The organism is Acinetobacter sp. SCLZS86 (genome assembly GCF_021560715.1).
GTDB classification, from domain to species: domain Bacteria; phylum Pseudomonadota; class Gammaproteobacteria; order Pseudomonadales; family Moraxellaceae; genus Acinetobacter; species Acinetobacter towneri_A.
The window spans coordinates 1-22,573 of record NZ_CP090864.1 but is presented as its reverse complement, the minus strand read 5'-3'; the positions used below and the strand labels follow the sequence as shown (position 1 = coordinate 22,573).

Genomic DNA, 22,573 nt, shown 5'->3' with positions numbered 1-22,573 from the left:
GACAAACGCAGTGCGTAGTATCTGCTACTCAATCCAATTCGAAAACCTCGAATTATCTTTTAAGACACATCGTCATGAAGAACAACTTGTTGTGGATTCTTACCAATCGTCAATCTTTCGTTAAGGAGGTGATCCAGCCGCAGGTTCCCCTACGGCTACCTTGTTACGACTTCACCCCAGTCATCGGCCACACCGTGGTAAGCGTCCTCCTTGCGGTTAGACTACCTACTTCTGGTGCAACAAACTCCCATGGTGTGACGGGCGGTGTGTACAAGGCCCGGGAACGTATTCACCGCGGCATTCTGATCCGCGATTACTAGCGATTCCGACTTCACGCAGTCGAGTTGCAGACTGCGATCCGGACTACGATCGGCTTTTTGAGATTAGCATCCTCTCGCGAGGTAGCAACCCTTTGTACCGACCATTGTAGCACGTGTGTAGCCCTGGCCGTAAGGGCCATGATGACTTGACGTCGTCCCCGCCTTCCTCCAGTTTGTCACTGGCAGTATCCTTAAAGTTCCCATCCGAAATGCTGGCAAGTAAGGAAAAGGGTTGCGCTCGTTGCGGGACTTAACCCAACATCTCACGACACGAGCTGACGACAGCCATGCAGCACCTGTATGTAGATTCCCGAAGGCACCTTTCCATCTCTGGAAAGTCTCTACTATGTCAAGGCCAGGTAAGGTTCTTCGCGTTGCATCGAATTAAACCACATGCTCCACCGCTTGTGCGGGCCCCCGTCAATTCATTTGAGTTTTAGTCTTGCGACCGTACTCCCCAGGCGGTCTACTTATCGCGTTAGCTGCGCCACTAAAGGATCAAATCCCCCAACGGCTAGTAGACATCGTTTACGGCATGGACTACCAGGGTATCTAATCCTGTTTGCTCCCCATGCTTTCGCACCTCAGTGTCAGTATTAGGCCAGATGGCTGCCTTCGCCATCGGTATTCCTCCAGATCTCTACGCATTTCACCGCTACACCTGGAATTCTACCATCCTCTCCCATACTCTAGCTAACCAGTATCGAATGCAATTCCCAAGTTAAGCTCGGGGATTTCACATTTGACTTAATTAACCACCTACGCGCGCTTTACGCCCAGTAAATCCGATTAACGCTCGCACCCTCTGTATTACCGCGGCTGCTGGCACAGAGTTAGCCGGTGCTTATTCTGCGAGTAACGTCCACTTAGCCCAGGTATTAACCAGGTAAGCCTCCTCCTCGCTTAAAGTGCTTTACAACCAAAAGGCCTTCTTCACACACGCGGCATGGCTGGATCAGGGTTCCCCCCATTGTCCAATATTCCCCACTGCTGCCTCCCGTAGGAGTCTGGGCCGTGTCTCAGTCCCAGTGTGGCGGATCATCCTCTCAGACCCGCTACAGATCGTCGCCTTGGTAGGCCTTTACCCCACCAACTAGCTAATCCGACTTAGGCTCATCTATTAGCGCAAGGTCACAAGTGATCCCCTGCTTTCTCCCGTAGGACGTATGCGGTATTAGCATCCCTTTCGGAATGTTGTCCCCCACTAATAGGCAGATTCCTAAGCTTTACTCACCCGTCCGCCGCTAGCTCAGTTACCGAAGCAACCTCGCCCGCTCGACTTGCATGTGTTAAGCCTGCCGCCAGCGTTCAATCTGAGCCATGATCAAACTCTTCAGTTAAAATCATTTTGAAGTTTTAATCTAAACTTCCAAATCTGGCTCATCAATTTTCTGACTTAAATTTCGCTCAAATAAACTTCGAGTAATTTAAACCAATCAATCAATGAAATATTTTCGATCAATCAATCAGTAAAAATCCACACAAGTTGTTCTTCATAATCTCTTAATGATCTTAATTTCTGCCTCGTCAGCAGAAATTTTAACGCAAAACACTTCTAACAACTTAACCCTGTAAGCTAAGTTCGTAGGCTGTTTCGCGTCGGGATGAGTGCATTCTAGGGGATTTCAAAATCTTTGCAAGCCCCAAATTAGAATATTTTTCACGTATGTATTTTTTTTCTACAAAAATGCTTGGTTTTTTAATTTTTTAGCTATTTTTTCATCAAATTTAAATAAAAACTCTCCTCTACAATGCAGAGAGGACTTTTTTTATCCATACTTTTGTGGACTCAAATCGGTCAAGTTTTGCAGGCTGTAATCAACGATTGCCAATGTATATGATTCTTTTCATCTTACGACATCTAAAAAATTTTACATTTCAGTTAAAAATGCTTTTGCATGATCCAAAATCATATTCATACATACGGCGTACATCTAGCATTGATTTCATGTCAGCTTGGTGGTTTTGTCCGTTAATTCAAAGTTGATGCTTAGCATTTGCATTACCGACTTCAAGTTGACAAACCTACTCTTCTATTCGGCAAGTTTAGATCGCGCCATCCACATGCACTACTTACAAGATGTTTTACCATATATAAGTAGCTTTGAAATTTGAATTAGGTCTTAAAGTTTTAAGAATATTTTTATAAAACAAAGAGAAGGAATCTTATATTTTACCTTTAGATATAAACTACTACAAAACCAAAGGCAAAAAAAAGAAAGAGATCTCTCCCAAAATCTCTCCCTCGGAGTTGAATCTATATGCGATCCATATATCGTTATTATAGTTATACAGAAAAAAAGAGTCCCTTGGGGAAGGGACTTGTAAATTGTGGAGCTATAGTTATAAGTACCCTCTAGATCTGTTTTGTACACTGTGTCTAGATGGGTAAATCTTATACATAACTGAGCAAAATTGCAAGCTACTTGGCAAAATTTAAGTGTTGTTTTTATAAGGTTTTTTTTGAGTTTACTTATTCATATAATAAATATACCAAACAGAAAATAAAAGCAGACCGAAGCCTGCTTGTATTTCAATCACTTAGAATAGTTCTAGTCTGTGAACGTAACTTTGGCAATTGCTTTTTTACCTGCCTGAATAATATGCGTTGCATTTTCTTTGATCGAAAAACTTGCATCGACTACATTCCAATCTACTTTCACTGCGCCACGCGCCACAGCATCTTTGGCTTGTGCGGCATTTTTAGTTAAACCCGCAGCACGTACAATAGAAGCAATAAATAATTCACCGCCAAATTCAGCACGTGAAATCGTGACTTCTGGCGTACCTTCTGGTAATTCACCTTCGGTAATGATATTACCCGCACCTTTATGGGCATTGGCTGCGGCTTCGCTACCATGGAAACGCTCAACCAATTCGAGTGCCAAAATCTTTTTGATTTCTTGAGGATTCCGACCTTCTGCCATTTCTTTGAGCAACACTTCAATTTCATCCATCGATTTGAAGCTGAGTAATTCAAAATAGCGCTCAATCAGACTATCTGGCATGGACAAGACTTTTTGATACATCGCACCTGGTGCATCAAATACGCCAATATAGTTGCCTAAAGATTTAGACATTTTATTGACGCCATCTAAACCTTCAAGAATTGGCACAGTAATACAAACCTGCGCTTCCTGATCATAACGACCTTGCAAGGTACGCCCCATCAACAAGTTAAAAGTTTGGTCTGTACCGCCCAACTCTACATCGGCATGTAATGCCACCGAGTCATAACCTTGTACCAACGGATACAAAAATTCGTGAATCGCAATCGGTTGCTGATTGTTATAACGCTTGGTAAAGTCATCACGTTCTAACATACGCGCTACGGTTTGCTGCGATGCCAATTGAATTAAATCTGCTGCAGTTTTCGTTGCAAACCATTCTGAGTTAAACACCACTTTGGTTTTATTTGGATCAAGAATTTTAAAAACTTGTTCCTGATAAGTTTTGGCATTTTCTAAAACTTTTTCACGTGACAACGGTGGGCGTGTTGCACTTTTACCCGTTGGGTCACCAATCATGGCGGTGTAATCGCCAATCAAGAAAAAGACTTCGTGACCTAAGTCTTGGAATACTTTTAATTTATTGATTAATACCGTATGCCCCAAGTGTAAATCAGGTGCAGTCGGGTCAAACCCCGCCTTAATTTTTAAAGGACGATTCTCTTTTAATTTCTTTAGAAGATCTTCTTCAGAAATAATTTCATGCGTGCCTCGTTGAATGAGAGCAAGTTGTTCTTCAGCCGACAGGAAATTTGACATCACGAAATCCAAACACATCAGTTATTCAATTTGTGCGATATACTAACACTTTTTCAGCATATTGCAGGCTATAGAATAACCATGACAGCGATCTATATTGGGGTAATGACGGGCACAAGCATGGATGGTGTCGATCTTGTTGCTGCTTCTTTTGATCCACTGCAACTCCACGCTACCCTGACTTTGCCGTTTGATCCCGATTTACGCGACGAACTTATGGCACTAACATTGCCAGATGACAATGAAATTGACCGCATGGGTAAGGCAGATGTGGCTTTAGCCACCATGATTGGACATGGTATTAACAGCCTGATTGAAAAAAATAAACTGGATAAATCTCAAATTAAAGCGATTGGTTCGCATGGCCAGACCATTCGTCATCGTCCTGAACATGCTTTTACTTTACAAATTGGCGATCCGAACATCATCACTGAAATTACTCAAATTCCTGTAATTTCAGATTTTCGTCGTCGTGACATGGCTGCAGGTGGACAAGGCGCACCTTTGGTACCCGCGTTCCATCAAAATTTATTCCAACATCCCAGTATCCATCGGGTAATTTTAAATTTAGGTGGTATTGCCAATGTCAGTTTGTTGCCTGCAGGACAACCAGAAGCAGTGTCAGGTTTTGACACTGGACCTGCCAATATTTTAATGGATGCTTGGTGTGAGCGTTACACAGGTCAGCCGTATGATGAAAATGGCAATTGGGCAGCGTATGGACATCCGATTCGCAGCTTGTTAGACCGTTTGCAAGCCCATGCTTTTTTCTCTAAAGAACCACCCAAAAGTACAGGGCGCGAAGACTTTAACTTGGAATGGTTGGATGAACAGGTTGCCGATTGGCGCAATGATGTGGAATATGACGAGCTAGAAGATAATCCTGAAAATATCCAAGCCACTTTATTAAAACTCACTACACGAGCAATTAAAAAAGCTATTTATCGTTCAGGCATGGATACAGGCGAAGTCTATGTTTGTGGTGGTGGTGCCTATAATTCTTATTTGCTAGAACAATTGCGTTGGCGTTTGCGTAAACATCAATGGACAGTTCAAAGCACAGCCGATTTAGGATTAAACCCGACATGGGTCGAAGCCACCGCCTTTGCTTGGTTGGCAATGCGTTTTTGTCAGCAATTAAGTGGCAATTTACCTGCGGTCACAGGGGCAAAAGGTGATCGTATTTTAGGTACTATGACTTTGGTTTAAGGATGCACTTTTAAACCAGATCAGTAGCAACAAAAAAGCCTTTCCTCTTCTATATAGGAAAGGCTTTTATCGTTTTGAGTACATGAATCTGCTTTTTCAGATGCTGATACTCAAAAATATTTAAATCACACTTAAATTGAGAATGAAGACCCACACCCACAAGTGGTGGTTGCATTCGGGTTCTGGACTACAAAACGCGAACCTTCCAAGCCTTCAATATAGTCCACTACTGAGCCAACTAAATATTGATAGCTGAGAGAATCGACCAGCATTTTTACATCGCCATTCACAAATTCTGCATCATCTTCATTTTGGCTTTCTGCAAAGTTAAAGCCATAAGAAAAGCCTGAACAACCGCCACCTGTCACATATACACGTAGCATTAAGTCTTGATTACCTTCACTGTCACGCAATTGGCGAACTTTTTTAGCAGCGTTGTCGGTGAGCTCAAGTGCTTGGGCATTCATGATGGATTTTCCTCAGGTACAATTCAGATGTCTTTTCTGCAAAAAGACCACTTATCAAGTATAGCATACTCAATATTGGGACGGTGATGCAGAATTAAAGTGAATTCTGAGTAATTACCTCAAGATTCTCCAATTATTTGTAATTTTCGTCCTGCAAACCACATTCAAAATTGGTTGGCGCTTGTTTACAACGGAATTGCCATAATAATTTCATCATGCGTTTGTCATAAACACCACGTTTGGTTAAGTCAATCCGCGATTCACGCATCATTTTCTGATAACCTGGCTGATCTACTGCAGGCACTTGCATCCAATATTTTGCAGGAATATCAGCTTTCATTTTACCCAAAATACCAAAGGCACGTGGTAACTGCCCCTTCACCCAATCACGTGATTTTTGACCAAATCCTGCAGGGAATTTATCTGGGCGGATAATAATATTGCCCGTGACCTGTAAAATTGGATAATTTACAATTGCCCCCTTAGTACCCAAGCCTTTATGGAGTTCCAAAGGGCGGAATACCGCAGCGGGCGCACCAATAATATCAACCTGACCATTGTTAAATTTACTGCCAAAATTGGTGACATCGGCACTGACTGCTTGCGCACCAATTTGCTGTACCATAATTTTTTGCGCTTGGTCATAATCTAAAACCGCAATTTTTTTCCCTGCGGCTTTGGCGACACTATTAATACTGCGGTCATTCACCATCAAAAAGGCATCACCCACAGGAATGACACCTGCAACTTCATACTGACCATTGCGCATATATTTGGCAAAAGCAGGACTTGCCAAACCTTGCATGACTTTGACTGCCAGTTTTAAATCTGGAATTGCGCCAATTGCATCCAATGAGCCTGTAAAATGGTTAAACTGACGACCACGCATGCCCGTCACACTAATACCATCACATTTTCCTGCTTTAAAATCTTCTGCAATCACGCCTTCGTTTTGACCTACGCGTAACTCAATCTCTGCACCCCAGTTTTTGGCCGCCAATTGATAGTCTTGCATTAAGTTATAGACATCACCGTTTTTACCGACCAAATCGAATACACAGACCACTTGTTTGGCCTGCGCTGCACTAGCGGCTAAAGACAAGCCTGCACCGAATAATAAAGCTTGCGTCCATTGTTTCATTTATAGTTCCTTCCATTTTTTATTTTTCTGGGCAAAATTGATGCAAACCTTCAATTTTGCATCACTGTTCTTTTATCAAGCTCAGATTAGCGAATTTTAATCTCTGACTGATATGGCTCAATTGACGAATCTTTCATTATAAAAAAACCTAGAAATCTAGGCTTTTTTATTAAAAATCAATCTATTCACCACCTAGTGAACATTCAAAATTGGTTTTTTCGACAGAACAACGAGCGCGTTTTAACACACTCATCATGGCAGGGTCATAAATGCCGCGTTTGGTCATATCCATACGGCCATCACGTAGCATTTTTTGATATTTGGTTTTATCTTCTGCGCTTAAGTTCATTTTATATTTGGCTGGAATTTCACCTTCTAAACGATTAATCATACTCATCGCCTTAGGCAGATTTTTTACAAACCAATCTCGTGATTTTTGCCCAAAGCCCGCAGGGAATTGTTCAGGGCGAATCACAAAGTCTGCGGTCACTTGTAATACAGGGAAATTAAACATCGCCCCGTGATTACCTAAACCTTTGTAGATTTCTAAAGGTTTGTAGGCATAGGCAGGCGCACCGACCATATCGACCTGACCATTGTTAAATTTCGCCACAAAGTTAGATACATCAGAAATAACGGCTTGCGCACCGACACGCTGTACCATAATTTTTTGTGCATCATCATAGCCCAATACCGCAAACTTTTTCCCTGCCGCTTTTTCAATTGAATTGATATTCTTGTCGCGCACAAAAATGAATGCCGAACCTAAAGGTGAAATACCCGCAACCTCATATTTCTTGCCACCTAAATTGGTGACCATTTTTGCTGCATTGCGTTTGTCTAAAGCAAAACTGATGGCACGTTGTGCAATCGCATTACTTGGTGCACCACCTAAAGCATCAATTGACCCTGCAAACTTATTGTATTGACGGGCACGCATGGCAGTCATAAATACCCCATCACACTTGCCTGCTTTAAAGTCATTGTCTGCAACAGCTTCATCTTGACGCGGAATTAAATTGACTTCTGCACCCCAGCCTTTTGCTGCTAGCGCCCACTCCTGTGCCATTTGATAAGATTCGCCAGACTTACCCAGTAAGTCAAAGACACATACATCTATTTTTGCTGCTTGCGCCTGAGCACTGAAACCGATCGCTGCGAATGCACTCAATGTTGCGCTGACCCATATTTTTTTCATTGTTTCGATCCTTCTACAGATTTTTTTATTTTTGAGTGTCCTTACACGAAACAAATATTAAGCAAGTTCAAATTAAAAAAATAGAGCATTTACTCGAATTTCGTCTGTCAATTCTGCCAAAACCTTATGCTGCCTTATTTAAGCGATCACTTTTATTTCATAATTCACTTATATTTTATAGATTTAGATCAAAATAAAAATCATCTCCAACATGCATGTATTTTGTGCTTGTTTACAAAGTCATAAAAAAGCCTGTTGCTGGAACGTAGTTTTTAAGCATTACAAGAGAGATTTTTCGCAAATCGCAAATAAAACTAGGCTTATTTTTGTTTTCTGCTGGGCTTCCATTAGAATATGCCCAACTTTTGTTGTGACCAGTAAACACCATGATTCAACTTGACCAAGTTTCTTTACGCCGCGGTGGACGTGTTTTATTTCAAAAAGCGTCTATGCAAATCCATCCAGGCTGGAAAGTCGGTCTTACAGGCGTCAATGGTGCAGGAAAATCCAGTTTATTTGCAGCGCTTTTGGGCAGCTTAACCCCAGACGAAGGTACGCTAAGCCGTCCGCAAGGCTGGACTGTGGCGCACATGGCACAGGAAGTTAAAGCATTGGATTTGCCTGCAATTGATTTTGTGCTTTCGGGTGATGAAGAATACTGGAACATTCAACAACAACTACAACATCCTGAACAATTAAATAATGACCAACTTGCGCATTTGCATGGTCGTTTTGATGAAATTCATGGCTATACCGCACCTGCCAAAGCCGCACAACTCATGGCAGGTTTAGGTTTTATGGAACATCAAAACAGCTTGGCTGTCAGTAGTTTTTCAGGTGGATGGCGCATGCGTTTAAATTTGGCGCGCACCTTAATGAGTCGCTCAGAATTATTATTACTGGACGAACCCACCAACCACTTAGATTTAGATGCAATTTTATGGTTAGAAGACTGGCTCAAAGCCTATGCGGGAACGTTGGTGCTGATTTCCCATGACCGTGATTTTTTAGATGCCATTACCGATCATATTTTACATATTGAAAATAGCGAACTGACTTTATATACGGGCAATTATTCAACCTTTGAAACCACTCGCAGTGAACGCTTGGCACAACATCAACAAGCGTATGAAAAACAATTAGAAACTCGTGCACATTTACAAAAATATATTGATCGCTTTAAAGCCAAAGCCACCAAAGCACGGCAGGCACAAAGCCGTATCAAGCAATTGGAACGCATGCAATTGCTTGCCCCTGCGCATGTAGATACCCCGTTTACCTTCAGTTTCCGTGAACCCACCAAAATGAGTTCGCCGTTACTAACTCTGGAACAGGTCAGCATTGGTTATGCAAACAAAGTGATTGCCAGCAAAATTAACCTACAAATTACTCCGACCAGCCGTATTGGTTTATTGGGGATGAACGGCGCAGGTAAATCCACTTTAATTAAATCCTTAGTGGGTGAATTGGCTTTATTGTCAGGTACTCGCAAAGCCTCAGAGTTGCTCAATATTGGCTATTTTGCGCAGCATCAAATGGATGCTTTGGATGATAGCGCCAGCCCGATGCTACAACTATCACGCATTGCCGATAAAAAAATCAGCGAAGCTACTTTACGCGCCTTTTTAGGCAGTTTTGGCTTTAGTGGTGAACGTATGGACACACCTTGTGAAAGTTTTTCAGGAGGTGAACGTGCACGTTTGGCTTTGGCTTTAATTGTCTGGCAACGCCCTAACGTACTGATTTTAGACGAACCGACCAACCATTTAGACTTAGATATGCGACATGCCTTAACAATGGCCTTACAGGATTATGAAGGTGCAGTGGTATTGGTGTCACACGAACGTCAATTAATTGCCAGTGTCTGTGATGACTTACTCTTGGTTCACGCAGGACAATGCACAGAATTTGAAGGCGATTTACAAGATTATGCCCAATGGTTACGCCAAGCCCGTGCAGACATGCTTAAACAAGGTACATCTAACACAGCTCCATCCAATCCAAGTCCAGTGATTGAAAACAAAACTAACCTTGCCAAAGTAGATAAAGAAGCGCAGCGTAAACTAGCAGCGCAACGCCGTGAACAAACTCGCCCTATTCGTAAAAATATTGAAAAATACGAAGCGCAAATTGAAAAAATTCAACCGCGTCTGACTGAAATTGAAACCGAACTGGCAGATCCTGCCCTATACGATGCCAACCGTAAAGATGATTTACTCAAACTGATGAATGAACAAAATGATCTGAAAACCAAATTGGCACAGGCAGAAGAACACATGCTTGAATTGATGATGGAATTGGAAGAACTCGAAAGCAGTTTTGAATAACCATATTGATGAGATTTTAACCCTATACAAAATAGGGTTAAATCTCATCATATTTCGTAGAATATGCATTGTGTATGTTCCATACTCATAAGACACATTCGTAACAGCTTTAATCTTTAGTTTAGCTTCACAATAACCACGCAAAGAAATTTAAGTCACTCTCTGCGTTTGTTTATTTTTACTTATCAATCTTGCACCACAGCATAGTTGTATGACACCCCCCACCCTGAATAAAAGTAAGACAGCATAGCTACCAAGTAAGAAGTTTTGAATTTAAAACTCAGTGTGATTTTTAAATTCAAAATCTACAATTTAAATTTAAAAGCAAAAAACTTAGTTATCCACAGCTCAAACCAACAGTTATTTTAAATTCAAAACTCTAATTAAAGCCAAATCAATCCATTCTTTCATGGTTATTTTGAGTCATTGAATCTCAATGATTCACAGAAAATCGCTGCTATTCAGCAGTAATTTTTGCTTTGCTAATGCATAATTCTTGTATTTTCCAGCCCTGAAGATATCGCCAGATTTCTTGAATATACCCTTGATCATCCGCCAAACCAATTTGAATCCGACAGTTAAGTTGCTCACGATCGAACTCATATTCTTCTGATTCAACATTCGGTTTGAACGGTTTCCAGACGCCATTGTTTACTGCATGCTGAATATTGGCATAACGTGTTTCACGATTTTCCACGCGTGATTCTGCCGTATAAACCACTTTGAAATCTTCATCTTCATAGTGTGCTAACAGCTCCACATTGCCAGTAAAAAAGGCATTCACCCACGCATCACGTGCTTGTTCTAATTGATTATCCATCTTAATGATTCTCCTGTATTTTTGGCTTAATGTGGCTCAGCATGACAGAACAATAAGTCAGTTTTATAAAAGTTATTTGGATGAATCATGACAACAACAGTAAGCGTCCGCTGAACCCCATGCCTATTTTTTAATTTGAGTTGGATTTCCAGCGATGTGGCAGTAATTCTTCTATTTGGGTCGCTTTATGCGTCGGCAGCCTTTTCAGCACATCACTTAAATAGGCATACGGATCCAAGCCATTCAGCTTTGCTGACTGGATTAAAGTCATGATATTCGCCGCTCGCTGGCCGCTGCGCAGCGAACCTGCAAACAGCCAGTTCTTGCGCCCTAAGGCCCAAGGTCGCATTTGATTGTCGGGTAGTCAGACGCAGTTACCTACGTCCAACCCCCTAAGAACCGTGCATGCGAGTTTCCCAGCACACGGCTCAAGCCTCTGCTAAGGCGCCATTCGGCACCCGGTTATACATCGTTGACATTGGCAAATTGAACACTCCTTGGACAATACAGATGGTAAATCTCAAGATTAGCAACTGCATCCGTTCCACCATGACTTAGCTTCACAATATGACGGCTGTGCCATGGTGTATCTTTGGTGACTGGTTTAAGACAGGCGCAGCAGCGACCACCTTGTTTTAGCCACACCCGATACAGCTTGGCTCGCCCCTTTGCGGAGACCAGCATTCTTTTACCCCATCGGGATTCGAAGTACTCATCCCATGCGGGGTCATGAGGGTTAGCAGCAGCCTTGATCTTGATATGTCGCACAATTGGCGTGTCCGAGGCAGACACTAATGTGTATTGTCGCTTCCGACCATCAGCGGACTGTTCATCACATGAGAACACCCATCGACGCGCTCCTTGTACTTTGAAATACCGATCTTTGACCCATCGGAGTGTTTTGCGAGGGTGGCGACGTACCGCCCATCGCCAGAGCATTTCCCACACTGCGCTGTCTACCTGGTTGAAAACCTTCTTGGCAACGACATAACTATGATAGTTGGCCCAACCCCTTAGAATAGGGTTGAGCAAACCGATCAAAGTGGCCTGTCGTGTCGCTTTGTTTGCATTGATTAATGCTCGCAGCTTATCGAGATGAGCACTGATGTTTGCCTTTGACGGCTTGATCAGTAGCTTGCCATTGTACTTGCGTACGTTCCACCCAAGAAAATCGAACCCGTTCCCTATGTGCGTGATTTTGGTCTTTTCCTGAGAGAGCACGAGACCGCGCTCCGCCAGAAATTCAACCACGGCAGGGCGAACTTCATTTTCGAGCCACTCTTTAGAATACCCCGTGATGATGAAATCATCCGCATACCGTACCAGTTGCAGCTTTTTGCCTGTCCATTTGGCGTTAGGGAACCTCTTCGCCAGCATCGTTTCCAGTCCGTCCAAGGTCATGTTGGCCAACACCGGGGGAGATAATACCTCCTTGCGGTGTTCCGGAAAGACTGGGAAACAGCTTGCTTTGGTAGACGTAACCGGCTTTGAGCCATTTCCGTAGAATCACCTTGTCCATTGGGAGGTTGGCGATCATCCAGTCATGGCTGATATTGTCGAAACAGCCTTGAATGTCACCCTCTAGCACCCACTCCGCACTTACTTTTCTTGACAGCACACCAAAGCACTGTGCTGCAGCATCCGCGGTTGAGCGTTGCGGTCTGAATCCATAAGAGTTCCGATCAGCGGTGGTCTCCGCGATGGGTTCCAAAGCCAGCAGATGGAGCGCCTGCATGGCCCGGCATTTCATCGTGGGTATCCCGAGAGGTCTCATCTTGCCATTTTTCTTCGGAATAAGGACTCTCCGAAGCGGAAGGGGCGTGTAACCTCGCCTCTTCAACGACATCATCGCACCGGTCTTGGCCTTGGGTGTATTCCAAGTCACCTTGTCGACCCCAGCCGTGTTTTTGCCTTTGTTTTCAGACACTCGTTTTACGGCCAATGCTTTGCCACTAAACGAGTGAGTCAGCAGCCATTGCAGAGCTTTCGCCTTGTTATACCTGCCGTCTTGTACCGCCTTCACAATACGCGCTTGCAGCCCTCTGACATGACGCTGTACAGCAATCCAATCGATGCTGTCCCACGATGTGCTGGAAGGCGCACACGCTGATACTGCTGCGTTCATTTGCTCTCCCTCCATTAAAAGGGTTCTACACACTCTCTTGTGATGAGAGACCATAAGGACGTCAGCCCGCTTTCGCGTGAGGTAATGTTTCAACCTCTATCCAACCCATTACAGACTGGCATTCGCTTTTTCCTCGTTCCTTCGCCCGCATCACCATGGGCAGTTTTTGCAAACTGCTTTCCCAATGGGGGTAATACGGGATTTCCACGTTCCGCTTACTGAAGTACATCGGCTTAGGTGCCTGCTATCGACCGGGAGGCGTATGGGTCACGAATGCGTAGTAGAAAGACGCGATTCCCACCTCCATTACCGTTTTGGTTCGAGCGTATTAGCCATTTCCGCTCGTTCAATTTAACGATCGTTGCGCAGATTCACATGTGTTCACCATACCGATTATCTAGCCCTTGTCCGGCTATGGCTGCCAGAAGAGTACGCCTCTCACGATTGATACCCCGCACCTTACGGTGCCTCGTTACATTGTCGAAGGCGCTCTTTATTCAGCCTTCTAGATTCACCCGGTGACACGGGTGGTTCCCGCAGGGGGAACAACTTCATTAAGCGACTTCGTGTCGCACCTCTACCCAATTGTTGCATATCGGTAGATTGCCATCATCCAGATAACGGCTTAAGGCTGGCCAACGCTTCAGAGTGTAATTGATAGCCTTGGCGGTAGGAGAACTCGATGGCACTGTCAGATGATGTTGGTTGAGCCATTCATATAGTTGTTGCATCACTGGTTGACTATGCTGTTGTCGGTATTCGCGGCGGTCTTCCGCTGTACCATCGGTCTTTTTCCTGAGTTCTGCTTCTATCGCATACAGTTTCTGAATCAGCACTAAGGCCTGTTCAGCAACCTGACTTTTCCCAGTTACATGCAGTTCATGGAATTTACGACGTGCATGGGCCATGCACCCCACCTCAATCACCTGGCCTGATTTAAAACGTGCTTTATAACCACTGTAATCATCACAGACTAGATAGCCCTGCCAGCCTTTCAAGAACTCTTCAGCATGCTGGCCTGAACGACTATCCTGAAAGTCATAGATCACCGCCTGAACTGGATTGTACTGTGTGGTGGCATAGGCCCAGACATAACCTTTCTTCGGTTTTTTATTATTCTCACCCATCCGCATGATGGTGACCGGTGTTTCATCTGCATGCAGCACCCGCTGTTGCAGCACCACCTCTTTTAAGGCATTGGCCAGAGGTTCCAGTTCTACACCGCAGCGACCTATCCAGTCAGATAAAGTTGATCTAGAAAGTTCGATTCCCGCCCGCTGATAGATCAGACGTTGACGGTACAGCGGCAAATGATCGGCATACTTCGATACCAGCACATGGCTGAGCAATTCAGGTGAAGCAATGCCTTTATCAATCACATAGGCGGGCATCGCTTGCTGAGTCAGAGTGTCACACTGATCACAGACCCATTTACCACGCACATGCTGTTCCTTATAGAACTGTGCCGGTCTGAAATGCAGTTTTTCACTGACATCTTCGCCGATACGACGGAGTTGGCAGCCACAAGCACATTGGGTTGATGCAGGTTCATGCTCAATACGGATGGTGTGTAGATGATCTGGCAGTGGTCGACGTTTAGGTTTATTGGTTTTGGCTTTCTGTGTCGCTGCATTGGTTTTATCTGCATTTAGCCGTTCCAGTTCTAGATCAACCGCGGCAATATCTTCTTCAACCGCTTCATCCCACAGATGGATTTGTTTTGCCGTTAAGTGTTCATTCTTTTGGGCGAATTTGTGCTTTTTAAACAGCGCCAGTTCATGCTCGTATTTTTGATTGAGAATAGAAAGATGTTGAACTTTAGAATCTAATTGCTGATTGGTGACTTCAAGATGTTGAACTCTGGCATCTAATTGCTGGTTTGATTGTGCTAGAGACTGATGCTGCATCGCCAACTGTCTGGTGAATTCCAGCAGTTGTTCATGGGTCAGTTGGCTTAAGTCAGGCAGCGTATTCATGACCACAGTATGCCTGAGGTCATGAAGAGAATGAAATAGAACGTTTGGAGGATGGCAGAATGGTCGAGCTTGGTTTAGAGCATATTCACCACTTGCTGCAATCCAATTCTCTGCCAGGGCAAACCTTGGATTAATGCCTGTAACTGTTCCGGGCTGAGGGCCACGGTTTCACCTTGGTGAACTTGGTGAACTTGAGCCCAGTGAAATTTACCCTGTTCCAAACGCCGGGCACACAGCCAGATGCCCAGTCCATCATGTACCAACACTTTCATACGATGACCACGTTTATTACAGAACAGGTAGGCGCAATGCGGTTTGATGTAGCCAAAGGCTCTCACCACCTGAGCCATGACAGTATCCATTCCTGCTCGCATATCCATGGGCTGGGTAGAGAGCCAAATTTCATTGATACGGATCATGTTGCCAGTGCCTTGAGTAATTCTGCCAAGGCAGGTATTTCTGATGTCTGCCATTTCAAGCCAATTTCTGCTTTTGAGTGGGGTAAAGTAATTTGAACTTTTAACATGTCAGTAGGAGTAGGATCTAATGGTGCAGAGCAAGATAAGGCAATAAATGCAGGTTTATTCGGTAGTGGTGAGCGATCACTCCCTGGCTTAGCATCAATTAAGCGAATCCATTTGGATACAAGATTTGTATTCAATCCATGTTGCAAAGCGACTGAAGCAATTGAAACGTCCGGTGCTTTACAAGCCTGAACGATCTGCTGTTTAAATTCAGCACTGTATGTTCTTCGTTTTTTCGCAAGAGATGCGATGGATGTCTGATTATTTGTAGTCATAAATTTAAGTCCCCACTTGTTTTTAGGTGGGAACTAAATTAAGGCTTATAGGATGAATTCAGAAGGTGTGTTCAGCGGACGCTTACCAACAACAAAAGCCAAACATAAAAAAGCACTCCGTAGAGTGCTTATGGTTATGCGGATGATTTTGACGAATTAAGCGTCAATATCTGCATTTAAGGCATTTTCTTCAATAAAGGCACGACGTGGTTCTACATCATCGCCCATTAAGCAAGAGAACATGCGGTCTGCTTCAATAGCATCGTCAATGGTGACTTGCAACATATTGCGGTTTTCTGGGTCCATGGTGGTTTCCCAAAGTTGTTCCGCGTTCATCTCACCTAGACCTTTATAGCGCTGAATCATCATGCCGCGACGCGAGTCTTGTAAAATGTGTTGCCACACTTGATGGAAATTATTGACCGTAATTTTACGTTCACCTTTTTCCAAGTATGCACCTTCCTCAAGCAGCGTAAACCAGCTTTTTGAATTTTTCAGCAAACGTGCATATTCAGCTGAACCTAGCAAACCTGTGTCTAGCAAATAAGTATGTGGCAAGTTGTGCACATATACCGTGATTCGTGGCCAATACGTTGCAGATTTTTGACCATCCGCATCTTCTTTTTCAAACTGTTCGATGCTTAATTCAGGACGCAAACCTGGCTGTAATCGTTCAATGCTTTGACGTAATTGCTCGCCCCATTGTTGTACATAGGCCTGATCTGCTGCTTGATCAATTTTAAAGGCATCTAGCTCCAATAAACCATCCAACAGACTTGCAGGATAACGCAGCGTTAAACGACTCAAACTCTTTTGTGAGGTTTGATAATCAGCAATCACTTTGGCTAAAGCCTCGCCACGAATTGCAGGTGCATCAGCACTCACATGCAACTCCAGTTCATCAATCGCATTAGAAATTAAATAGGTTTCTAAAGCATCGTTATCTTTGATGTACTGTTCCTGCTTGCCTTTTTTCAGCTTATACAATGGTGGCTGTGCGATATAAATATGACCGCGCTCGACCAATTCTGGCATTTGACGGAAGAAGAAGGTCAATAGCAAGGTACGAATATGTGAACCATCTACGTCAGCATCGGTCATGATGATGATTTTGTGATAACGCAGTTTGTCTGGGTTATATTCTTCACGACCAATACCACAGCCTAAAGCGGTAATTAAAGTACCTACTTCTGCCGATGAAATCATCTTGTCAAAACGGGCACGTTCCACGTTCAGGATTTTACCTTTCAGTGGCAAAATTGCTTGCATCTTACGGTTACGACCTTGTTTAGCCGAACCACCTGCCGAGTCACCCTCGACTAAATATAATTCAGATAATGCTGGGTCTTTTTCTTGACAGTCGGCCAATTTACCTGGCAAACCTGCAATATCCAAAGCACTCTTACGGCGCGTCATTTCGCGGGCTTTACGCGCTGCATCACGAGCACGCGCTGCATCAATAATTTTACCCGCGATAGATTTTGCTGCTTGTGGATTTTCCAATAAATATTCAGAGAAAGATTTATTCATGGCCTGCTCTACGGCAGGTTTCACTTCACTCGACACCAATTTTTCTTTGGTTTGTGATGAAAATTTTGGATCTGGCACTTTGACCGACACAATCGCGGTTAAACCTTCACGTGCATCATCGCCTGACACCACAACTTTTTCTTTTTTCAGGATATTTTCGCTTTCCATGTAGTTATTTAAACCACGGGTCAGCGCAGCACGGAAGCCTGCCAAGTGCGTTCCACCATCTTTTTGTGGAATGTTATTGGTAAAACAACGTACGTTTTCCTGATAGGAATCATTCCACTGTAAAGCAACCTCTACGGTAATTCCGTTTTCAGCCTGTGTGGTGAAATGAAAAATCTCATTCAGATGGGTTTTGCCTGCATTGATATATTTCACAAATTCAGACAAACCGCCTTCATAGTCAAAAATATGTTCTAAATTGACACGTTCATCACGCAGTACAATACGTACGCCCGCGTTTAAGAACGACAGTTCACGCAAACGGCGCGCCAAAATATCAACATTAAAAATAGTTTGGCTAAAAGTTTCAGCACTTGGCCAAAAACGCACAGTCGTGCCTGATTGATCAGTTTCGCCGACCACTTTCAGAGGATATTGCGGATCACCATGACGGTATTCCTGTTGGTGAATTTGACCCGCGCGTTTAATCGTTAATTCAAGTTTACTCGATAAAGCGTTGACCACTGACACACCCACACCGTGCAAACCGCCCGAGACTTTATAACTGTTATCATCGAACTTACCACCTGCGTGCAGAATCGTCAGAATAACCTCTGCCGCAGAAACACCTTCTTCTGGGTGAATATCAGTTGGAATACCACGACCATTGTCAGATACACTAACAGATTCATCTTCATGGATAGTCACCAAGATTTCATCACAATGACCCGCCAAAGCTTCATCAATAGCGTTATCGACTACTTCGAACACCATGTGATGCAAACCTGTACCATCATCTGTATCACCGATATACATGCCTGGGCGTTTACGAACAGCATCTAGGCCACGCAATACTTTGATACTAGAGGAATCATAAGCCTTTTCAATGGTTTGTTCTGTAGTAGAGGCAGATTGATCTTCTGAACTCATGGTTTCTCCCTAGTGAAAAATAGGTCTATCCAAAGATAAAAAAAATTATTGCTCAACAGCCTGCACCGTTCCGTGATCGACCTGAAATAAGCGATAAGGAATCGACAACGCTTGTAAGTGTTGTTGCACGGATTGATGATCTAAAGTGGTAATAAAAACTTGACTACCCAATTGGCTTAATCGTTCAATTAAACGTTGTTGTGCGCTTAAATCTAATTCTGCTGTCAGATCATCTAATAATACCACAGTTTCCTTATTAGACGCATGCAGCATTGCAATCTGTGACAGTTTTAATGCCATAATCAATAGCTTTTTCTGCCCACGTGACAGCACCACATCAGCATCGCCTATTGGGGTTTTTAAGCGTAAATCGGCACGGTGTGGCCCATATTCGGTATAGCGACGTTCCACATCTTTTTGATGATAATTGCACAAATCATTCAGCAAACCTGTTTCGGTATGAAAGCCCGCGCTGTATTCCAAACTAATGTGTAAATCAGGCAGTAAATACTGTAAATCTTGCGCAAAAAATTGCTGCCATTGTTCCACCGCTCCTAAGCGCTGCTGATGCAAAATCTCACCATAATCACTGAGCATTTTATTCCACGGTTCTAAGTCTGACAGACTTAAATGTCGCTGTGATTTAAGCAGACTATTACGCTGTTTTAAGGCACGTGAATAATATTGCCAAGCGTGATAAAACTCTGGTTCCACGTGGAACATCAACCAGTCCAGTAGTTGTCGTCGTGGTTTTGCACCATGATCAATAATATCGGTACTGAGTGGATCAATATGCTGTAAAGGCAAAATTTTAGCCAATTGCCCTTGGGTTGCAACAGGGTCACCATTGACCTTAATCAACTGCTCACCCGATGCCATTTTTTGCATACCAATTTTTTCAGTCAAAGACTGGGCAAATACAATCGCATCTTGGCTAGTGTTCTGAATGTAATTTTTAGGAATATGGGTGCGAAAAGAACGCCCTGTCGCCAATAAATGAATCGCTTCTAAAATCGAGGTTTTACCTGAACCATTTGGCCCATAAAAGACGTTAAACGGCTGCAACTCATGAAGTGCAACCGCTTTTAAGTTCCGAACACGCTCGATATGTAAACGCGTAATATGCATGATTCAGCTAGATTTAATCTTGAAATAAACTGCTCACTTAAACACGCATTGGCATCACAACATAGGTTTGATCTTGATGTGCTGGATCTTGTACCAATACCGATTGGTTGGCTTCGGTCATGGTCATCAATACATCATCGCCATCCAATGCCCCTAAGACGTCCAATAAATACTGTGCATTAAATGACATTTCCAACGGTGAATCGGCATATTGAATCGCTAAATCTTCAATTGCTTCATCTTGTTCCGGGTTATTGGCACGTAATTGTAAGGTGTCCGCACTAAAATTCAGGAATACGCCACGCAATTTTTCATTACTTAAAATCGCCACACGCTGTAAAGATTGTTTAAATACATCATGCGCGATCAGCACGTTTTTATCACCACCACGTGGAATCACACGGCGATAATCTGGGAACTTACCATCAATTAATTTAGTGGTAAAACGTACGGTAATTTCTGCTTGTTCTTTGTCACGGCTTGGGGTGCGAATGGTCACATTCAACAATTCACGCCCAATTAAAAGTGCCAGTTGTTCATCTTCAATGCTCAGCAAACGCTGTAATTCAGCCACAGCTTTACGCGGCACAATGGCTTGAATTAATTGTGTGGCGGTCGAAGAAGCCGCTGTTTCACACAAGGCCAAACGGTGACCGTCTGTGGTCACAGCGCGCAATTGATTTTCATCAATTTCTAGCAAAGTACCAGTTAAATAAAAGCGTACATCCTGCACTGCCATAGCAAACGCGGTTTTTTCAAACAAACGCTTCAACTCACGCTCAGTGACGGTCACTTGCGTGCCTTGAGCATTTTCTGTGGCCAATAATGGATAATCTTCTGCAGGCAAAGTGCCTAACACAAAGCGGCTATTGCCTGATTTTAAAATACAACGTTGATCTTCAGTGATTTGCAAATCAATCAAAGCTGCGCTTGGCAAAGATTTACAAATATCCATCAGTTTACGTGCAGGCACTGTGGTTTCCCCTGCCTGTAAACATGCCCCTTCAGTCAGATTCGTACTCGCAACCAACTCCACTTCCAAGTCAGAACCAGTAATGGTTAAGGCTTGCTCAGTCACCTGAACTTTGACATTGGATAAAATATTTAAGGTATGGCGACGTTCAACCGCTCCTACGACATGTGACAGAACATTCAGTAAGCTTTCTTTCGCGATTTTTAAACGCACGGTGCATTCCTCTAACAACTGAAGATTGGAGTATAAAATAGGTTTTTTAGCAGTGTACTATGCGGCAAAAGCCGCTGCATGGCAAGAACAGAATTTGAGCAAATTCGGTCAACTTTGCAACAATCGTTGTAGGTTTTTATAGTCTTCGTTAAAGATCGGATCTTCTTCACGCAGGCTTTGTACTTTTTCACAGGCATGCATCACGGTACTGTGATCACGCCCACCGAACGCCATACCAATTTCAGGGAAACTGTCACCTGTCAGCTCACGTGCCAAGCCCATTGCCAACTGACGTGGACGCGCATAAATACGGGTACGTTTTGGCCCCACCAATTCTTTGAGTGGAATGCGGAAATATTCACTCACTACCCGCTGAATATTTTCGGTACTGATGGTACGCGCGCGAATTGCCAAGACATCTTTTAGAGATTCACGCACCACATCTAGATCAATTGGGGTGCCTTTAAAACGGGAAATTGCCACCACTTTATTGAGTGCGCCTTCAAGTTCACGCACATTAGCCACCACTTGCTGGGCAATAAATAAAGCACAGTTACGTGGTAAATCCACGGCGCTGCTTTCGGCTTTTTTTAATAAAATTTCAATTCGGGTTTCAATATCTGGCGGTTCCACCCCGACTGATAAACCCCAAGAAAAACGTGACACCAAACGTGCATCCAATTCGGTTAATTCCTTAGGATAACGGTCTGAAGTCAATATGATTTGTTTAGATTCGTCCAATAAAGCGTTAAAGGTGTAGAAAAACTCGACCAAACTGGCTTCTTTACCCGCCAATAAGTGAATGTCATCCACCAATAACAAATCTAAAGAGCGGCAGTTTTTCTTAAATTCTTCGACTTTCCCCTGTTGCAAAGAGCTAACAAAATCCTGCACAAAACTTTCTGCTGTCATATACATGACCCGTGCATTCGGTTTGGCTTGCAACAACGCATTGCCCACTGCTTGCATCAAGTGAGTTTTACCCAAACCTGTTGGGCCATACAAAAATAAAGGGTTGTGCTGTGAAGCCCCCAATTGGGTCAATACCTTGCGACAGGTTTCCGCAGCCATTTGGTTAGAACGACCTTCCACAAATAAGGAAAAGGTAAATAACGGATTGAGTAGGCGTTTACGGCTTTTTGCAGAACTTTCTTCTTTTTCACGTTTAGGCTTGGCCAAAGGCGCAGGGCTAGATTCCAGCGCAGCAGTGGTGGTCGCAGGTTGTTCACTGGCCGATAAAATCGCACCTGGGCGCGAATCGACTAAAATTTCGACCTTACGCACGCGCCCCTCAGACAACTGCTCTGCCAAAATGGTAATCAATTCCAGATGATGTTCTTGAATGTAACGCGTCCAATAAGGATTAGGCGCATAAAGTTTTAATGTATCTTCAACTTCTTCTGCCACCAATGGGCGAATCCACATTGTAAAGACATTTCCAGAGAGCTCTTGTCGCAAGCGATTTAAGCAGTCCGTCCAAAGCAT

Annotated in this window: 15 protein-coding genes, 1 rRNA gene and 2 pseudogenes; 2 read left to right on the top strand and 16 right to left on the bottom strand. The window is 43.5% G+C overall.

The window, feature by feature from the left end:
- Positions 1–121: 121 nt before the first annotated feature.
- Together LZP46_RS00090 and tyrS are read right to left on the bottom strand one after the other, a co-directional pair.
- A 16S ribosomal RNA gene (locus LZP46_RS00090) occupies positions 122–1,660 on the bottom strand.
- Between the two features lie 1,212 nt (positions 1,661–2,872).
- A complete protein-coding gene (gene tyrS / locus LZP46_RS00085; protein WP_236094295.1) occupies positions 2,873–4,105 on the bottom strand; it encodes a tyrosine--tRNA ligase in 1,233 nt (410 codons plus the stop codon).
- A 63-nt stretch (positions 4,106–4,168) separates the two neighbouring features.
- Here tyrS and LZP46_RS00080 point away from each other — a divergent pair, with 63 nt between their 5' ends.
- On the top strand, positions 4,169–5,296 hold the full coding sequence (locus LZP46_RS00080; protein WP_236094294.1) for an anhydro-N-acetylmuramic acid kinase: 1,128 nt from the start codon (positions 4,169–4,171) through the stop codon (positions 5,294–5,296).
- A 131-nt stretch (positions 5,297–5,427) separates the two neighbouring features.
- Here the strand turns inward: LZP46_RS00080 and erpA are convergent, their stop codons facing one another.
- The 3 genes from erpA to LZP46_RS00065 form a co-directional block, all read right to left on the bottom strand.
- The gene (gene erpA, locus LZP46_RS00075; protein ID WP_004969742.1) at positions 5,428–5,763 is read right to left on the bottom strand and encodes an iron-sulfur cluster insertion protein ErpA; all 336 of its coding nucleotides are present in this window, start codon (positions 5,761–5,763) and stop codon (positions 5,428–5,430) included.
- A gap of 133 nt (positions 5,764–5,896) precedes the next feature.
- Entirely contained in the window at positions 5,897–6,904 is a 1,008-nt protein-coding gene (locus tag LZP46_RS00070; protein WP_236094293.1) for a putative solute-binding protein, read from the bottom strand.
- A gap of 181 nt (positions 6,905–7,085) precedes the next feature.
- A complete protein-coding gene (locus LZP46_RS00065; protein ID WP_236094292.1) occupies positions 7,086–8,102 on the bottom strand; it encodes a putative solute-binding protein in 1,017 nt (338 codons plus the stop codon).
- Positions 8,103–8,488: 386 nt separating this feature from the next.
- Between LZP46_RS00065 and abc-f the strand changes: the two genes are divergently transcribed.
- On the top strand, positions 8,489–10,429 hold the full coding sequence (gene abc-f / locus LZP46_RS00060) for a ribosomal protection-like ABC-F family protein (RefSeq protein WP_236094291.1): 1,941 nt from the start codon (positions 8,489–8,491) through the stop codon (positions 10,427–10,429).
- A 457-nt stretch (positions 10,430–10,886) separates the two neighbouring features.
- Here abc-f and LZP46_RS00055 read toward each other — a convergent pair whose 3' ends face one another.
- The 11 genes and pseudogenes from LZP46_RS00055 to dnaA all read right to left on the bottom strand — a co-directional run bounded on the left by LZP46_RS00055 (position 10,887) and on the right by dnaA (position 22,573).
- Positions 10,887–11,249, bottom strand: coding sequence for a hypothetical protein (locus LZP46_RS00055; RefSeq protein ID WP_236094290.1), 363 nt, complete (start codon positions 11,247–11,249; stop codon positions 10,887–10,889).
- 130 nt (positions 11,250–11,379) lie between these two features.
- Positions 11,380–11,607, bottom strand: a pseudogene (locus LZP46_RS00050) (transposase domain-containing protein); the annotation flags it as partial.
- 104 nt (positions 11,608–11,711) lie between these two features.
- Positions 11,712–12,650, bottom strand: coding sequence for a group II intron reverse transcriptase (locus LZP46_RS00045; RefSeq protein ID WP_250316258.1), 939 nt, complete (start codon positions 12,648–12,650; stop codon positions 11,712–11,714).
- Positions 12,604–13,374, bottom strand: coding sequence for a reverse transcriptase N-terminal domain-containing protein (locus LZP46_RS00040; RefSeq protein WP_250316259.1), 771 nt, complete (start codon positions 13,372–13,374; stop codon positions 12,604–12,606). The genes LZP46_RS00045 and LZP46_RS00040 overlap by 47 nt, the downstream gene beginning before the upstream one ends.
- A 575-nt stretch (positions 13,375–13,949) precedes the next feature.
- Positions 13,950–15,350, bottom strand: a pseudogene (tnpC, locus tag LZP46_RS00035) (IS66 family transposase); the annotation flags it as partial.
- 74 nt (positions 15,351–15,424) lie between these two features.
- Positions 15,425–15,769, bottom strand: coding sequence for an IS66 family insertion sequence element accessory protein TnpB (gene tnpB, locus LZP46_RS00030; RefSeq protein WP_005080771.1), 345 nt, complete (start codon positions 15,767–15,769; stop codon positions 15,425–15,427).
- Positions 15,766–16,149: an IS66-like element accessory protein TnpA gene (tnpA, locus tag LZP46_RS00025; protein ID WP_005083376.1), complete on the bottom strand. Its 384-nt coding sequence runs from the start codon at positions 16,147–16,149 to the stop codon at positions 15,766–15,768. Before tnpA ends, tnpB begins: the two co-directional genes overlap by 4 nt.
- A gap of 156 nt (positions 16,150–16,305) precedes the next feature.
- Positions 16,306–18,774, bottom strand: a complete 2,469-nt coding sequence (gyrB, locus tag LZP46_RS00020) for a DNA topoisomerase (ATP-hydrolyzing) subunit B (protein ID WP_236094289.1) — start codon at positions 18,772–18,774, stop codon at positions 16,306–16,308.
- 45 nt (positions 18,775–18,819) lie between these two features.
- On the bottom strand, positions 18,820–19,902 hold the full coding sequence (recF, locus tag LZP46_RS00015) for a DNA replication/repair protein RecF (protein WP_236094288.1): 1,083 nt from the start codon (positions 19,900–19,902) through the stop codon (positions 18,820–18,822).
- 37 nt (positions 19,903–19,939) lie between these two features.
- The gene (gene dnaN / locus LZP46_RS00010) at positions 19,940–21,088 is read right to left on the bottom strand and encodes a DNA polymerase III subunit beta (protein WP_019836213.1); all 1,149 of its coding nucleotides are present in this window, start codon (positions 21,086–21,088) and stop codon (positions 19,940–19,942) included.
- Positions 21,089–21,196: 108 nt separating this feature from the next.
- A complete protein-coding gene (gene dnaA / locus LZP46_RS00005; RefSeq protein ID WP_026438000.1) occupies positions 21,197–22,573 on the bottom strand; it encodes a chromosomal replication initiator protein DnaA in 1,377 nt (458 codons plus the stop codon).

Bases quoted from the DNA above. Each gene is read 5' to 3' on its own strand.
- LZP46_RS00045 (WP_250316258.1), bottom strand. From the start codon at position 12,650: ATGACCTTGGACGGACTGGAAACGATGCTGGCGAAGAGGTTCCCTAAC.
- LZP46_RS00080 (WP_236094294.1), top strand. From the start codon at position 4,169: ATGACAGCGATCTATATTGGGGTAATGACGGGCACAAGCATGGATGGT.
- recF (WP_236094288.1), bottom strand. From the start codon at position 19,902: ATGCATATTACGCGTTTACATATCGAGCGTGTTCGGAACTTAAAAGCG.
- tnpB (WP_005080771.1), bottom strand. From the start codon at position 15,769: ATGATCCGTATCAATGAAATTTGGCTCTCTACCCAGCCCATGGATATG.
- LZP46_RS00070 (WP_236094293.1), bottom strand. From the start codon at position 6,904: ATGAAACAATGGACGCAAGCTTTATTATTCGGTGCAGGCTTGTCTTTA.
- LZP46_RS00055 (WP_236094290.1), bottom strand. From the start codon at position 11,249: ATGGATAATCAATTAGAACAAGCACGTGATGCGTGGGTGAATGCCTTT.
- erpA (WP_004969742.1), bottom strand. From the start codon at position 5,763: ATGAATGCCCAAGCACTTGAGCTCACCGACAACGCTGCTAAAAAAGTT.
- LZP46_RS00040 (WP_250316259.1), bottom strand. From the start codon at position 13,374: ATGAACGCAGCAGTATCAGCGTGTGCGCCTTCCAGCACATCGTGGGAC.
- abc-f (WP_236094291.1), top strand. From the start codon at position 8,489: ATGATTCAACTTGACCAAGTTTCTTTACGCCGCGGTGGACGTGTTTTA.
- dnaA (WP_026438000.1), bottom strand. From the start codon at position 22,573: ATGCTTTGGACGGACTGCTTAAATCGCTTGCGACAAGAGCTCTCTGGA.
- LZP46_RS00065 (WP_236094292.1), bottom strand. From the start codon at position 8,102: ATGAAAAAAATATGGGTCAGCGCAACATTGAGTGCATTCGCAGCGATC.
- gyrB (WP_236094289.1), bottom strand. From the start codon at position 18,774: ATGAGTTCAGAAGATCAATCTGCCTCTACTACAGAACAAACCATTGAA.
- tnpA (WP_005083376.1), bottom strand. From the start codon at position 16,149: ATGACTACAAATAATCAGACATCCATCGCATCTCTTGCGAAAAAACGA.
- tyrS (WP_236094295.1), bottom strand. From the start codon at position 4,105: ATGTGTTTGGATTTCGTGATGTCAAATTTCCTGTCGGCTGAAGAACAA.